At 66.4% G+C, this 12,781-nt stretch carries 11 protein-coding genes; 8 read left to right on the forward strand and 3 right to left on the reverse strand.

The window, feature by feature from the left end; genetic code table 11:
• The first annotated feature begins 192 nt into the window (after nt 1-192).
• The 8 genes from ACE3OU_RS00085 to ACE3OU_RS00120 all read left to right on the forward strand — a co-directional run bounded on the left by ACE3OU_RS00085 (nt 193) and on the right by ACE3OU_RS00120 (nt 9,529).
• Complete coding sequence (locus ACE3OU_RS00085; RefSeq protein WP_374239496.1) at nt 193-768, forward strand: tetratricopeptide repeat protein; 576 nt, start codon at nt 193-195, stop codon at nt 766-768.
• On the forward strand, nt 765-2,468 hold the full coding sequence (locus ACE3OU_RS00090) for a GspE/PulE family protein (RefSeq protein WP_374239497.1): 1,704 nt from the start codon (nt 765-767) through the stop codon (nt 2,466-2,468). The genes ACE3OU_RS00085 and ACE3OU_RS00090 overlap by 4 nt, the downstream gene beginning before the upstream one ends.
• Entirely contained in the window at nt 2,465-3,667 is a 1,203-nt protein-coding gene (locus ACE3OU_RS00095; protein ID WP_374239498.1) for a type II secretion system F family protein, read from the forward strand. Before ACE3OU_RS00090 ends, ACE3OU_RS00095 begins: the two co-directional genes overlap by 4 nt.
• Before the next feature lie 2 nt (nt 3,668-3,669).
• Nucleotides 3,670-5,130 (forward strand): hypothetical protein, encoded by a 1,461-nt coding sequence (locus tag ACE3OU_RS00100; protein WP_374239499.1) that lies wholly within the window; start codon nt 3,670-3,672, stop codon nt 5,128-5,130.
• Nucleotides 5,127-5,771: a hypothetical protein gene (locus tag ACE3OU_RS00105; RefSeq protein ID WP_374239500.1), complete on the forward strand. Its 645-nt coding sequence runs from the start codon at nt 5,127-5,129 to the stop codon at nt 5,769-5,771. The genes ACE3OU_RS00100 and ACE3OU_RS00105 overlap by 4 nt, the downstream gene beginning before the upstream one ends.
• Before the next feature lie 20 nt (nt 5,772-5,791).
• Nucleotides 5,792-7,030, forward strand: a complete 1,239-nt coding sequence (locus tag ACE3OU_RS00110; RefSeq protein ID WP_374239501.1) for a glycosyltransferase — start codon at nt 5,792-5,794, stop codon at nt 7,028-7,030.
• 82 nt (nt 7,031-7,112) lie between these two features.
• Nucleotides 7,113-8,729, forward strand: coding sequence for a GMC oxidoreductase (locus ACE3OU_RS00115; protein WP_374239502.1), 1,617 nt, complete (start codon nt 7,113-7,115; stop codon nt 8,727-8,729).
• Nucleotides 8,726-9,529: an SDR family NAD(P)-dependent oxidoreductase gene (locus ACE3OU_RS00120; RefSeq protein ID WP_374239503.1), complete on the forward strand. Its 804-nt coding sequence runs from the start codon at nt 8,726-8,728 to the stop codon at nt 9,527-9,529. The genes ACE3OU_RS00115 and ACE3OU_RS00120 overlap by 4 nt, the downstream gene beginning before the upstream one ends.
• A 106-nt stretch (nt 9,530-9,635) precedes the next feature.
• Here ACE3OU_RS00120 and ACE3OU_RS00125 read toward each other — a convergent pair whose 3' ends face one another.
• The 3 genes from ACE3OU_RS00125 to ACE3OU_RS00135 form a co-directional block, all read right to left on the reverse strand.
• Nucleotides 9,636-10,325, reverse strand: a complete 690-nt coding sequence (locus tag ACE3OU_RS00125) for a hypothetical protein (protein ID WP_374239504.1) — start codon at nt 10,323-10,325, stop codon at nt 9,636-9,638.
• 84 nt (nt 10,326-10,409) lie between these two features.
• On the reverse strand, nt 10,410-11,651 hold the full coding sequence (locus ACE3OU_RS00130) for an ABC transporter permease (RefSeq protein WP_374239505.1): 1,242 nt from the start codon (nt 11,649-11,651) through the stop codon (nt 10,410-10,412).
• A gap of 39 nt (nt 11,652-11,690) precedes the next feature.
• Complete coding sequence (locus ACE3OU_RS00135; RefSeq protein ID WP_374239506.1) at nt 11,691-12,380, reverse strand: DapH/DapD/GlmU-related protein; 690 nt, start codon at nt 12,378-12,380, stop codon at nt 11,691-11,693.
• Between the last annotated feature and the right edge of the window lie 401 nt (nt 12,381-12,781).

The raw sequence follows: 12,781 nt of genomic DNA on the forward strand, positions 1-12,781 counted from the left end.
CCGCCACCGGCGAAGGCTCCTGACACGCCCCCCATTACCCCGTTACCCGCGCGACGCCCTGCGGACGCCCAGCCGGCCGCCGCGCCCCCGCCGCCCGGGGCCCGGACGCCCCGCGCCGCTGCCCCCCGGCGCAGCCAGCCGCCGGCCGAAGCGCCGGTCCACTTCAGCCGCGCCCCTGCCGGAGTGTCGCCGGTGGCCGCCCTGCTCGACTCGGCCCACACGGCCTACGGCACCGGCGATCTGGCCCACGCCCGGGCCCGCTACCTCGAAGTGCTGGCCAGCGAACCCGACAACCCCGACGCGCTGACGGGCCTCGGCGCGATCGCGCTGCAGGAAGGCCGGCGCACGCCCGCCCGGCAGTTCTTCCAGCGAGCCCTCCTCGCCCGCCCCCTCGACCCGGTCGCCGTGGCCGGCCTCAGCCGCGCCGAACGCCCCGACCCCATCCAGGCCGAGAGCCGGCTGAAGGACAGCCTCGCCGCCCAGCCCGAGGCCGCCGGCACGCAGCTCGCCCTCGGCGACACCTTCGCCACCCAGCAGCGCTGGGCCGAAGCGCAGCAGGCCTACTTCCAGGCGCACGGGCTCGCCCCCGACAACCCCGACATCGCCTACAACCTCGCCGTCGCCCTCGACCACCTGGGCCAGCGCCGGCCCGCCGCCAGCTTCTACCGGCAGGCCCTCCGGCTGGCCGAACGGCAGCCGGCGCGCTTTCCCCGCCACCTCTGTGAAACCCGCCTGCACGCCTTGCAGGCCCAGGACCCGCCCCCATGACGCCCACCGCCACGCCCATCGGACAGACCCTCCTCCAGCTGGGGCTGATCAGCAAGGACCAGCTCCACATCGCCCTCCGCGAGCAAGGCCGCAGCGGCGAGATCCTCGGCCGCCAGCTGGTGCGCCTCGGTTTCCTGTCCGAGACCACCCTGCGCGACGCCCTCGCCCGCAGCCTCGGCCGCCCCTCCGCCGACCTCTCCCGGCTGCTGCCCGACGCCGAGGCGCTCGCCCTCGTGCCCCGCCAGCTCGCCCGGCGCCTGCACCTCATCCCCCTCAGCTACGACGCGGGCCGGCGCCATCTGGTCATCGCCTCGAGCAACGTGGACGACATCGTCGCCCTCGACCAGCTCCGCAACAGCCTGCCGCCCGGCACCCAGATCGAGACCCTGCTGGCCGGCGAGGCCGAGATCGCCCAGGCCAGCGACCAGCTCTATGGCCACGAGCTGTCCATCGACGGCATCCTCAACGAGATCGAGAGCGGCGAATCCGACCCCTTCGGCCAGCCCGGGCGCGGCGGCGAATACGCCCAGCCGGTGGTCCGCCTGATCGACGCCCTCCTCACCGACGCGGTCAAGCGCAGCGCCTCCGACCTGCATTTCGAGCCCGAGGCCGGCTTCCTGCGCATCCGCTACCGCATCGACGGCCTGCTGCGCCAGATCCGCGCGCTGCACAAGTCCTGCTGGCCGGCGATGGCGGTGCGCCTCAAGGTCATGGCCGGCCTCAACATCGCCGAGACCCGCGCCCCCCAGGACGGCCGGATCTCCCTGCAGGTCAGCGGCCGGCCGGTGGATTTCCGGATCTCCACCCAGCCCACCCTCCACGGCGAGAACATCGTCCTGCGCATCCTCGACCGCCAGCGGGGCATCGTCGACCTCGACGCCCTCGGCCTCACCGACCCGCAGCTCGACCTGCTCAAGCTGATGATCGCCCGCCCCGAGGGCCTGATCCTCGTCACCGGCCCCACCGGCAGCGGCAAGACCACCACCCTCTACTCCATCCTCGGCCACATCAACGCCGAGGGCATCAACATCATGACCCTCGAGGATCCGGTCGAATACCCGATGCCGATGATCCGCCAGACCGCCGTCGCCGACGCCGCCCGCCTCGACTTCGCCAACGGCGTGCGCGCGATGCTGCGCCAGGACCCGGACGTCATCCTGGTCGGCGAGATCCGCGACGCGGACACCGCGCGGATGGCCCTCCAGGCCGCCATGACCGGCCACCAGGTCTACTCCACCCTGCACACCAGCTCGGCCATCGGCGCCATCCCGCGCCTGCTCGACATCGGCATCCAGCCCGACATCCTGGCCGGCAACGTGATCGGGATCGTCGCCCAGCGCCTCGTCCGCCGCCTCTGCCCGGCCTGCCGCGAAGCCCGCCCGGCCCATGACTACGAGCTGCGCCTGCTCGGCCTCGACACGGTCGCCGAGCGCCCGCTGCTGCACGAAGCCCGCGGTTGCCCTCAATGCGACTTCCAGGGCTACCGGGGCCGCATGGCGATCATGGAGCTCCTGCGCCTCGACCCGGAACTCGACGAACTCGTCGCCCGCCGGGCCACCGCCCGCGAGCTCCGCGACGCCGCCAGCCGCAAGGGCTTCCGCCCCCTCGCCGACGACGGCGCCCGGCGCGTCCTCGAGGGCGCCACCACCCTCGACGAGCTGTGCCGGGTCGTGAACCTCACCGACCGCATGTCGCCATGACCCCCTACGCCTACCGCGCCGTCAGCCCCGCCGGGCAGATCGTCCGCGGCCGGCTCGATGCCCACGACCTCCCCGACCTCGAACATCGCCTCGCCCGGCTCGGCCTCGAACTGCTCCAGGGCCGGCCGGTGCCCGCGCTGCACTGGCCGGGCCGCCAGCCCGTTCCGCGGCGCGAGCTGATCAACTTCTGCTTCCACCTCGAGCAGTTCCTGCAGGCCGGCGTGCCCATCCTCGACAGCCTCGCCGACCTGCGCGACTCCCTCGACCACCCGCGCTTCCGGGCCGTCGTGGCCAGCCTGATCACCGCCATCGAAGGCGGGCGGAGCCTCTCCGAGGCCCTCGCCCAGCACCCGCGGGTCTTCGACGGCGTCTTCTGCAGCCTGGTGCGCGCCGGTGAGCAGGCCGGCGAACTGCCGCGGGTACTGCAGGCCCTCGCCACTGCCCTCAAGCGTGACGACGAGCTCGCCGCCTTCACCCGGCGCATCGCCATCTACCCGCTCATCGTGGGCGTCGTGATCCTCGCTGCCGTCGGCGTCGCGCTGGTCTACGTGGTGCCCGAGCTCGCCCGCCTGTTCCACACCGTCGGCCAGGCCCTCCCGCTGCAGACCCGCCTCCTCATCGCCCTCTCCGATTTCGTGCGGCACCAGGGCTGGCTGCTGATCCTGGCCGCCGCGGTGGGCACCCTCGCATTCCGCCACGCCCTCGCCACCCGGCCGCGCTTCCGGCGCGACGTGGACGCCTTCAAGCTGCGCCTGCCCCTCGTCGGCGAGGTTCGCCGCAAGCTCATCCTGGCCCGCTTCACCGGCCTGTTCGCCATGATGTACGCCGCTGGCATCACCATTGTCGACGCCCTGCAGGCCGCCGAGGGCGTGGTCGGCAACACCGCCCTCAGGGAAGGCCTGCACCAGGCCGGGCGGCGCATCGAACACGGCACCCGTCTCTCCGAAGCCTTCGCCGGCGTCGCCCTCTTCCCGCCCCTCGTCACCCGGATGCTGCGGGTCGGCGAGAGCACCGGAGCCCTCGACCGGGCCCTCGCCAACGTCAGCTACTTCTACGAGCGGGACGTCCGCGAGGCCATCGAGCGCCTCCAGGCCAGCATCGAACCGGCGCTCACCGTGATCCTCGGCCTGCTCCTGCTGGCCGTGATGAGCGCCGTGATGCTGCCCATCTACGACATCGTCAGCCGCATGAAGCTCTGACCATGGCCGGGCACCACCTCCTCTACCTCACCGCGGGCGGCCTGCACATCGCCCAGGCCCATCGGGGGCAGGTCAGCCTTGCCGGGCGGCTCGACCCCATCGACGGCCCGTCGGCCCTCACCGGCTGGCTGCAGCAGCACCCGCGCGGCCGCATCACCCTGCTGGCCGACCTGCCGGACGAGAGCTACCACCTCGAAACCCTGCCCGCCGTCGGCCGTCGCGACCGGCGCCAGCTCATCGCCCGCCGCCGGGCCCAACTCAGGCTCGACACCCCCTACATCACCCACCAGTCCCTTGGCCCCAGCGCCTCGGCCCCCGCGGGCGACAAGCCCGGCGAAAAGATCCTCTTCGCCGCCCTCCACCGCCCGGCCACCCTGCAGCCCTGGCTGGCCATCTTCGAGCAGGCCGGGCGGGCCCTCGACGGCGTGGGCCTCATTGCCCATCTCGCCGCCGAAGTCGCGACGCGGCTCGCCACCACACAGCCCACCGGCCTGCCGCCCACGGCGCTGCTCGTCTGGAAAACCCCTGCCGGGCTGCGGGTCTCCTGCCTGGAAGGCGGACGGCTACGCTTCAGCCGCCTCACACCAGGCGGTGCCGGGGGCTGGCAAGCCTGGGGAGACGAAATCCGGCGTACCCACCAATACCTCATCGGGCAGCGCGCCATCGAACGCGGCCAGCCCACGCCCGTGTTCGTGCTCGCCCATCCCCAGGACCACGCCCCCCTGGCCAGCGCCTTGCCCGACACCGGCGAACTGCAGCTCCAGGCCGTGGGCCTCCCGGAGCTCGCCACCCGCTGCGGCCTGCGGGGCGCGCTCGAAGACTCCGACAGCCTGCCGCTCCTCCTGCACCTGGCCAGCCGCAGCCGGCCGCAGCCCCGGCTCACCCCGCCCGGGCAGCGGCCACGCCACCTGCCCGCGCCCGCCACGACGATCGGCGTCATCGCTGCAGCGGTGCTTGCCGCCAGCCTGGTGATCGCCGCCGGCTACTGGGTCGACGCCCGCGACCTGCGCCAGCAAGCAGCCCGCAGGCTCGCCGAAAGCCTGGCCGAAGAAGCCCAGGCCCGCCGTCTGCGCGACGCCACCCCTGCCCTGCCGCTGCCCGCCGACACGCTCGGGGCAGACTTCTCCCGGCTGGTCGCACTGCAGCCCTTCGAGAAGGCGCCCACGACCTTCCTGTTCCAGCTGGCCAGGGCCCTGGATGCGCTGCCCGGCGTCGAGCTGGCGAGCCTCGAATGGTCCCTGAACATCGAAGACCCCGCCCCAGCCGTCAACGTCCAGATCGCGCTGCAGCTTCCGGCCGCCCCGCGCCGCCACGATCTCGTCAAACAGGTGACGGCTACGATCCATCGCCACCTGGGCGTCGCGGCACCCGACGCCGAAGGCCCTCTCCGCTCGCCCGACAGCACGCTCGACAGCGGCGGCCGGCTGACCCTCGACCTCACGCTGCCGGCAAGCCTCCCATGATGCGCGCGATGTCATCCGGGCTGGGGCGCCCGCTGATCGCCGGAGCCCTCGTCCTGCTCGTCAGCGGCACCCTCCTGTTCTGGAGCAAGGCCGAACGGGACGACGCTGCAGCCACGCTCCGGCTGAACGACAACCGCCTCGCCCAGGCCCGGGCCGCGCATCAGGCCGCCCGCGACGCCGATGCCGCAACCCGCCTCGGCCTCCGTCAGCTCGAGGCGCTGCACGGCGCCGGTTTGCTCGAAACGCCCGATCGCCAGGCCTGGCAACGGCATCTGCTCGGGCTGCAAGGACGGCTCCAGCTGGACGGGCTCGAATGGATGCTGAGCCCCGTTCAGCCCGTCAGCGGTGGCGAGCCTGAAACGCCTGCCTCCCCTTCGGCCCTGCGCGTCGCCAGCCTGCACCTGCAGGGAGAGCTCGCCCACGAGGGGCGGCTGCTCCCACTGCTCGACCGGCCCGCCGGTCTCGGCGGAGGGCTGTTCCTGCCACGCCACTGCCGGCTCGCCCGCCGCACCCCCGCCACCGAGGGGCCGGCCCTCAGCATCGATTGCGAGATCGACTGGCTCTTCCTGCAGCTACCGGCGGCCACCGAAGACGCCACCGGCATGGACAGGCCGCGCCAGGCTCTGCAGAATCCAGGCTGAGTCCCCTAGGGAGTGTGGCGATGACGCCCAAGAAAATCCTGCTGATGGCCCACGACGTCACCCTGGCGCACCTGGGCCGCCCGCTCCGCCTCGCCGAAGGCCTGATCGCCGACGGCCACGCCGTGACCCTCGCCGCCTCGGCCGAGTCGGCCCGCTTCCTGAAAGACTTCCCCGGCGAGGTGCGCACCCTGGCCCCCACCGGCAAGGCGCGCTTCATCGACAACCTGGCCAAGGGCCGGCCGGTGTTCGATTTCGAGACCCTCAGGCGCTTCTGCGAAGAAGACGAAGCCCTGCTCGCCACCCTGCGCCCCGACCTGGTGATCGGCGATTTCCGGATCACCCTGTCGGTGTCGGCCCGACGGGCCGGCGTTCCGTATGCGACCATCACCAACGCCTACTGGAGCCCGGCCTTCACGCCGCGCTTCGTGGTGCCCAACCTGCCGATGGTGCCCATCCTCGGCGTCGGCGTCTCCCAGGCCATCTTCGATCTGGTCCGCCCCCTTGCCTTCGCCGTCCATGCCCGCCCGATGAACCGGCTGCGCCGCCATTACGGCCTCCCCAGCCTGGGCTCGGACCTGCGGCGCATCTACACCGACGCCGACCTGGCGCTGTTCAGCGACATACCGGAAATCTACGGCCTACCGCCGGACAGCGAACAGGGCGGGGTTTTCCTGGGCCCCATCGACTGGTCGCCCGACATACCACTGCCCGGCTGGTGGAGCGAGCTCGACGCGCAACGGCCGACCATCTACGTAACCCTCGGCAGCTCCGGCGCCAGCGAGCTGCTACCCCCGCTGCTCGAGGGCCTCGGCCGGCTCGATGCGCAATTGATCGTCTCGACCGCCGGCGCCCCGCTGCCGGCGCTCTCCGACAGCAGGGTTTTCTGCGCCGAATACCTTCCCGGAGCTGCGGCGGCCGCCATCACCGACATGGTCGTCTGCAACGGAGGCAGCCCAACGTCCTATCAGGCACTGGCAAAAGGGGTGCCCGTTCTGGGGCTCCCCGGGAATCTGGACCAGTTTCTCAATATGTATTATCTTGAAAAAAACCGTCTGGGCCTGAGCCTGCGCGGTACGCCACCCACGGCCAAGCAGGTTGCCGCCAAGGCGGCACGTGTGCTCCACGAAACAGCATTCCGACAGTCCGCCCTCGGATTCGCCAAGGTGATTGAAGGCTACGACAACGCAAGCCGTCTCCGGGACGCCCTTCGCCGATTCGGGATCATCAGCCATGCACCCGGTACAGCCGGCACCGGGTGACGTAGCCTTCAACCCCGGCGCTGCGGGCAATCCTCCTCCGACCAATCCGCCCCCTGGTTTCCTCTCCTTCGAGTCGAAGAAAATGAGCCTCACTAAAAAATGGGATGTCGTCATTGTTGGCACCGGCGCAGGCGGCGCAACAATCGGCTACGCCCTGGCCAAGGCAGGAAAACGCGTCCTGTTCTGCGAAAAAGGGCGAGCAGCCGTCGCAGGCAAGTCTCTCACCGGGCAATACGCCGAAACCTTCCGCTCACGCGTTGGCGCTCCGGCCCCCGAAGACCGGGTTGTGTTTGAAAAGGCGGGGCGCTGGTGGAACACGCTGAACGACGAGTCCGCAGACAAGGCACGGGCTTTCGTCCCCTTCATCGGCTCAGGCACCGGCGGCTCCACCGCAATTTATGGCGCGGCCCTGGAGCGTCTGTTCCCCGAAGACTTCCGGCCGGCCGAAAACTTCTCCGGCGCTCATGGCGCCGACTTGCCGGAAGCCTGGCCGGTCACCTTCGATGAACTGCAACCATACTATCGGGAAGCCGAAGCACTTTACGGCGTCCAGGGCACACCCGATCCGCTGAAGAGCCTCAATCCGCCGTCTTATGCCGCACAGGGCACCGCGCTCTCCCCACCCAACCAGGAACTCCACACCTTCCTGGCCGGCAAGGGCCTTGATCCCTACCGACTGCCACTCGCCTGCGACCAAATCCCCGGCTGCAATGGGTGTCAAAGCTACATTTGCGCCAAGGGCTGCAAGAACGACAGCGCAAAAGTCTGTCTGTCCGTCGCCCTGACCCAGCACGGGGCAACGCTATGGGACGATTGCGAAGTCGTCTCCATCGACGCCGGGCCGAATTCGGTCAGAAGAATCCGCTGCATTCACAAGGGTGAAAGTGTCCAGATCGAAGCGGAAACATTCATCCTGGCTGCCGGTGCGCTTTCCAGCCCACATCTGCTTCTCCGCTCCCGAAACCACGATTGGCCACAAGGCGTTGCAAACGGATCGGGGCTCGTCGGGCGCTACCTGATGCGCCACTATGTCGACCTGTACGCAATCTTCGTCAAGTCTTCGCGCGCCAGCAATGGACTCAAACAGCTAGCGTTCAACAATTTTTACAACCGGGACGGCGACAAATTCGGCACGGTGCAATCCTTTGGCGACCTCCCACCGCCTAGCGTCCTGGTGGACAGCATCAAGGACGACCTGCAGCACACGCCCTTCTCCCCTCTTGCCCCGCTCCTTGAACTCCAGCGCCCCATCATGACACGGGCACTGGGCATGCTGTTCGGCCAGACAACGGTGCTGGCGTCGATGATGGAAGACCTCCCTTACCGGAGCAACCGAATTGTCGTCGAAACGCCCCAGGATCCGCTGCGCATCCATTACACGCTTTCTCCATACGAAAAAGCGAGAATCAAGGCCTTCAGGAAACTTCTCAAAGAAACCTTCTCGCCGTACCGGATGCTTCTAATCAAGCAGGCCGAAAACAATCAGCGGATCGCCCACGCCTGCGGCACCTGTCGTTTTGGCGACGATCCCGGCACAAGCGTCCTGAACCGGAACAATCGGGCCCACGAACTAGAGAACCTTTACGTCATCGACGCCTCGTTCTTTCCGTCCAGCGGCGGAACCAACCCCGCGCTAACCATCATCGCGAACGCCCTCCGGGTGGCGGACCATCTCACAGGAGGCAAGACATCCCGATGAAGCTCAAGATCTCTGATTTCAAAGGCACCTGGGCCCTGGTGACTGGCGCATCGTCCGGAATAGGCAGGGAGTTTGCCCAACAACTCGCCGCAGAAGGCATCAATATCGTTCTCGTTGCCCGCCGCGAACAACGGCTGCAGACGCTGGCAACGGAACTGATCAACCGTCATGGCATTCACTGCCTTGCCCTCCCGATCGACCTCAGCAACAAGGGCGCCAGCGGTGACATCGCAAAACAACTCGCAATCCAAAACATCAAGATCCGGATCCTCGTCAATAACGCCGGATCGGGTCACTGGGGTACCTTTGAGAAAGCGCCCGAGGGCTTCTATGAATCGATGGTGACCCTGAACGTCGCCGCGCCGATGGCGCTGGCGCACGCTTTCTTCAATGACCTGTCGAGCTTTCCGTCATCGCTGGTCATCAATGTCAGCTCACCGGCGGTGTTCCAGCCGGTTCCCTTCATGGCCGGGTATGCCGCCTCCAAGGCCGCCCTCCACAGTTTCAGCCTGGCCTTGAGCGAAGAATGGAAACAATTCGGCGTGCAGTTGCAAACCCTGGTCCCTGGCCCCACGGAAAGCGAATTCGATGCACGGGCAGGCGCCTATGAAAGCGGGCTGGGTACGCGACGCGACAAACCCGCCGATGTGGTGCGGGCATCGATCAATGCCATACCCAGCGGAAAAATCATGGTTTGCGTCGCGAAGGGAACCATGGGGCAGCGTATCTTCGGAGCCCTGTTTCCCCCGGCCTTTGTCGTCAAAAAGGTTGCCGAGATGTTCAGACCAAAGCCGGGCTGATCCAGCGTGGGGCGCCATCAACAGGAGATTTTGGCGCCCGCCTGCTGCCTCCGGCTATTGGGGCGTTCGAACACTCTCACAAAACGCCCAAGGCCCCCCGGATGGATCAGCTTTCCGGCTTGGGCGTGGCAGCGGCCGGACTGATCCACTTGCGCGCGGGGCTGCCACGCCACACCTCGCCCGCCGGGATCTTCGAGCCGGGCAGCAACGTAGCTCCGCCAACCAGTTTGGCGTTCTCGCCGATATCGATGCTCCCCATCGCCACCGCATACACACCGACGGTCGCCCCCTTGCGCACATGGACCCGACCAAGAATGATCTTTCCGTCGGCGATGATGCTGCCGGCAATCAGAGAGCCGTAACCGAGCACCACGTCATCATCGATCTGAACAAGAAAAGGTTCGCCGATGACCCCCCCCAAGGCGACATTACCCCCTACCCTGGCGCCGAACAGACGGATGAAGAGCGGCTCCGTGAATACGGAGGTGAAGGGCCGCAAAGCGCCCTGGGCAAGCTTATGGATGACCGTCAGGAGCATCCAGTATGAAAAAACGGGGGAGTCCATGGAGAACTCGCCAAGCTCAAGGGGCTTGAACTTCAGCAGGATCTGCATCATGACCCCGGAAACCACTCCATATACGAGCAGAAAGAGCAATGGATTGACGACTACAAAATAATCCCCCACCAACACCTTCACCCAAGGAGACAGTCCCCACCCCACCACTGCCAGGGCAGTAAGGAAAATCACCGCGAGGGCCACCGCAGAATAGAAAAAATCCGACAGCTTCGCCTTCATTCCACACCTCCTCCCACCCAATCAGTTTATTGCCCCACCGCCGCCCCCTGTGCCCCATGACACCCGAGCGGAGCGCCAAGGGGCTCAGCGCTGGTGCCGCAGGGCGTCGACAATGTTCAATCTCGATGCCTGCCAAGCCGGGATGATTCCAGCGATCAGGGTCGTGATCAACGCGATCGACACCGCCTCGACAGCCATCCCGAAGGTCACGGTAATCTGGCCGGTAAAGTCGCTCTCCATGCCCGGCGGCGGAGGCATGGGGATCCCGATTGCGGAAATCACCACGGACAGCACCCAACCCACCACCGCGCCGATCGTGCCGCCGATCAGACCGAGCGCCAGGCCCTCAAACAGGAACATGCGCAGCACGCCCTTTCGTCTGACCCCCAAAGCCATCACCGTGCCGATCTCGCTGGTTCTTTCAACGACGGCCATCGAGAGCGTATTGAAAATGCTCAATACGATGACGACACCGATCAAGAGCTTCACCATCGCAACCTGCCTGACAAAGAGCGTCACGGTTTTCATGTAGAAATCGGCCAAGTCATACCACGGTACGAGCTCGAACTTTGCCGGATCAACGAGCCTGGCGAGTTCCTGCCTGACCTTGTCGGTCTTGGAGGTATCGTCCAGAACAACGAGCCATGACGTGGCACCCTCGACACGCACCAGTTTTCGCGCGAGATCGATGGGCACCTGTATCGCCGAATCGTCATAACTCTTTTCAGCGGTAAAAAATATCCCACGAATATGGACATCATGGGCATTCATTCCCCCCTTGGCGGTCGAGGTCATCAGCACCAACCGGTCGCCAACCTTGGCGCCCAGGTTGGATGCGAGCCCCTGCCCTATTACAATCCCAGTAGGATCGTCCGAAGAGAGGCGCTCTCCCTTTTCAATATAAAAATACTCCGCGAATTGCTCCTCCCCCTTGGGGTCGACGCCGTCCCCGGCAAAAGAGAGCGTCGCGTCACCCAGACTTATCAGGCCGGCAAAAGACAGCCGCGGAGTCAAGGCAACCACAGAAGGGTTCTTCCTGATACTTTCCTGCTCGGCTCCAGCCTTCGGCAAGAGGTAACGGTAAGGGTCGGACAGGCCGAGTCTGAAATAATCAGGCCGGACAACCTGAATGTGTCCGAGTTGGGAGTAAATCGTCGAGTCCCGCATCGTATCCAGGACCCACTTTATGAAGCCCCCAGCAAGAAGAAGGGAGATGACCCCGCCAACAATGATCGTCAGGGCGAACGCCGCACGACGACGCTGACGCAGAACATTGCGCATCGCCAGCACGAATTCGCCGTACAGCGAAAAAAGCAAGGCTCTCATGGCAACAAGGTATCCGGCAAACTGACGGTACGGTACATATCAGCCCCTTTCGGGGAGAGCATTGCTCCCCTTGGGCAGGAGCCGCTTGGCAGGGATCCCTCCCCACACTTCACCGGGCCCGATGTGCGTTCCCTTCGATACGACGGCGCCGATCGCCACGACAGCGCCATCGTCGACCGTGACACCGGCCAGAAGCACGGCCCGCCCGCCGATTGTCACATTGTTCCCGATGCGGACAGGCCAATGAGACAGACGCGCACCTTCCGAAGCGTGCGGCACGATCATGCAATCGAAGCCGAGCTGCGAGTTGTCACCAATGCTGAACAGCTGCGGATCGAAGACCAGACCGGCAGAATACGACCCCCGCCCGACCCTGGCACCCAACGCCCGCAACACCAGGGGGGATAGCGGCGTGGGTGCGAGCTGAAGCCGGGTCAGGGGCGTGTAAATCATCAACCAGAAAAGCACGTATGTGGTGTAGACCACCTCGTCTCGCCGGCTGGCAGTCAGCTCCCCATGGGGAAGGGGAAAAGCACCTATGAATATCCGATAAACCACGGTGCACACGGCCAGAAAAACAAATATCGTCAGCAGGAAAAGGACGACCTCTCCGAATGGAAACCCCGCAAAGAACGAATACAACGCCATGGCGAAAGCCACCGCGGCAGCTGTCGGAATTGACATCAGCAGCAGAAACAAGAAAATGGGAAGCGCAGTAACTTGTTTCATGGGGTTCCTTCCACGGGGCCCGAAGGTGTTTTTTTGCGGGTACTGAGGTAGAGCCCGCGGCAAGAATCCGAAGCGCCCGGGGCGCCGGATCAAGCTTCCTCACCAGAAAACCTGGCAAAAAGGCCACCTGTCCATGCCAAGGAAGTTACCACATCCTGTCTGCAGTCCGGTAGAAGCCTCCGCACATTATTCGTCTCGACCGCCGCTGGCGAGCGCACCCCGACTCCCCAGGCGCGTTTCGTATTGACGGCCATTACGAGGCCTGCAGGTATCCAGCGCGAGCATGACGCGTAGCATCCCGATACCGTCCGCTGCCACAGCAATAGCGGCCCACCATTTTGAAGACGTCCGCCACCGGGCTCCGACGGAGAACATCTGCCAATCGGCGAGTCGTGGGCAGG

Origin of the sequence: Zoogloea sp. (genome assembly GCF_041908905.1) — a bacterium.
Classification (GTDB): domain Bacteria; phylum Pseudomonadota; class Gammaproteobacteria; order Burkholderiales; family Rhodocyclaceae; genus Zoogloea.

Excerpts from the sequence above, each read along its gene's own strand:
- ACE3OU_RS00110 (WP_374239501.1), top strand. The coding sequence starts at position 5,792 with ATGACGCCCAAGAAAATCCTGCTGATGGCCCACGACGTCACCCTGGCG.
- ACE3OU_RS00100 (WP_374239499.1), top strand. The coding sequence starts at position 3,670 with ATGGCCGGGCACCACCTCCTCTACCTCACCGCGGGCGGCCTGCACATC.
- ACE3OU_RS00135 (WP_374239506.1), bottom strand. The coding sequence starts at position 12,380 with ATGAAACAAGTTACTGCGCTTCCCATTTTCTTGTTTCTGCTGCTGATG.
- ACE3OU_RS00120 (WP_374239503.1), top strand. The coding sequence starts at position 8,726 with ATGAAGCTCAAGATCTCTGATTTCAAAGGCACCTGGGCCCTGGTGACT.
- ACE3OU_RS00115 (WP_374239502.1), top strand. The coding sequence starts at position 7,113 with ATGAGCCTCACTAAAAAATGGGATGTCGTCATTGTTGGCACCGGCGCA.
- ACE3OU_RS00105 (WP_374239500.1), top strand. The coding sequence starts at position 5,127 with ATGATGCGCGCGATGTCATCCGGGCTGGGGCGCCCGCTGATCGCCGGA.
- ACE3OU_RS00125 (WP_374239504.1), bottom strand. The coding sequence starts at position 10,325 with ATGAAGGCGAAGCTGTCGGATTTTTTCTATTCTGCGGTGGCCCTCGCG.
- ACE3OU_RS00095 (WP_374239498.1), top strand. The coding sequence starts at position 2,465 with ATGACCCCCTACGCCTACCGCGCCGTCAGCCCCGCCGGGCAGATCGTC.
- ACE3OU_RS00090 (WP_374239497.1), top strand. The coding sequence starts at position 765 with ATGACGCCCACCGCCACGCCCATCGGACAGACCCTCCTCCAGCTGGGG.
- ACE3OU_RS00130 (WP_374239505.1), bottom strand. The coding sequence starts at position 11,651 with ATGAGAGCCTTGCTTTTTTCGCTGTACGGCGAATTCGTGCTGGCGATG.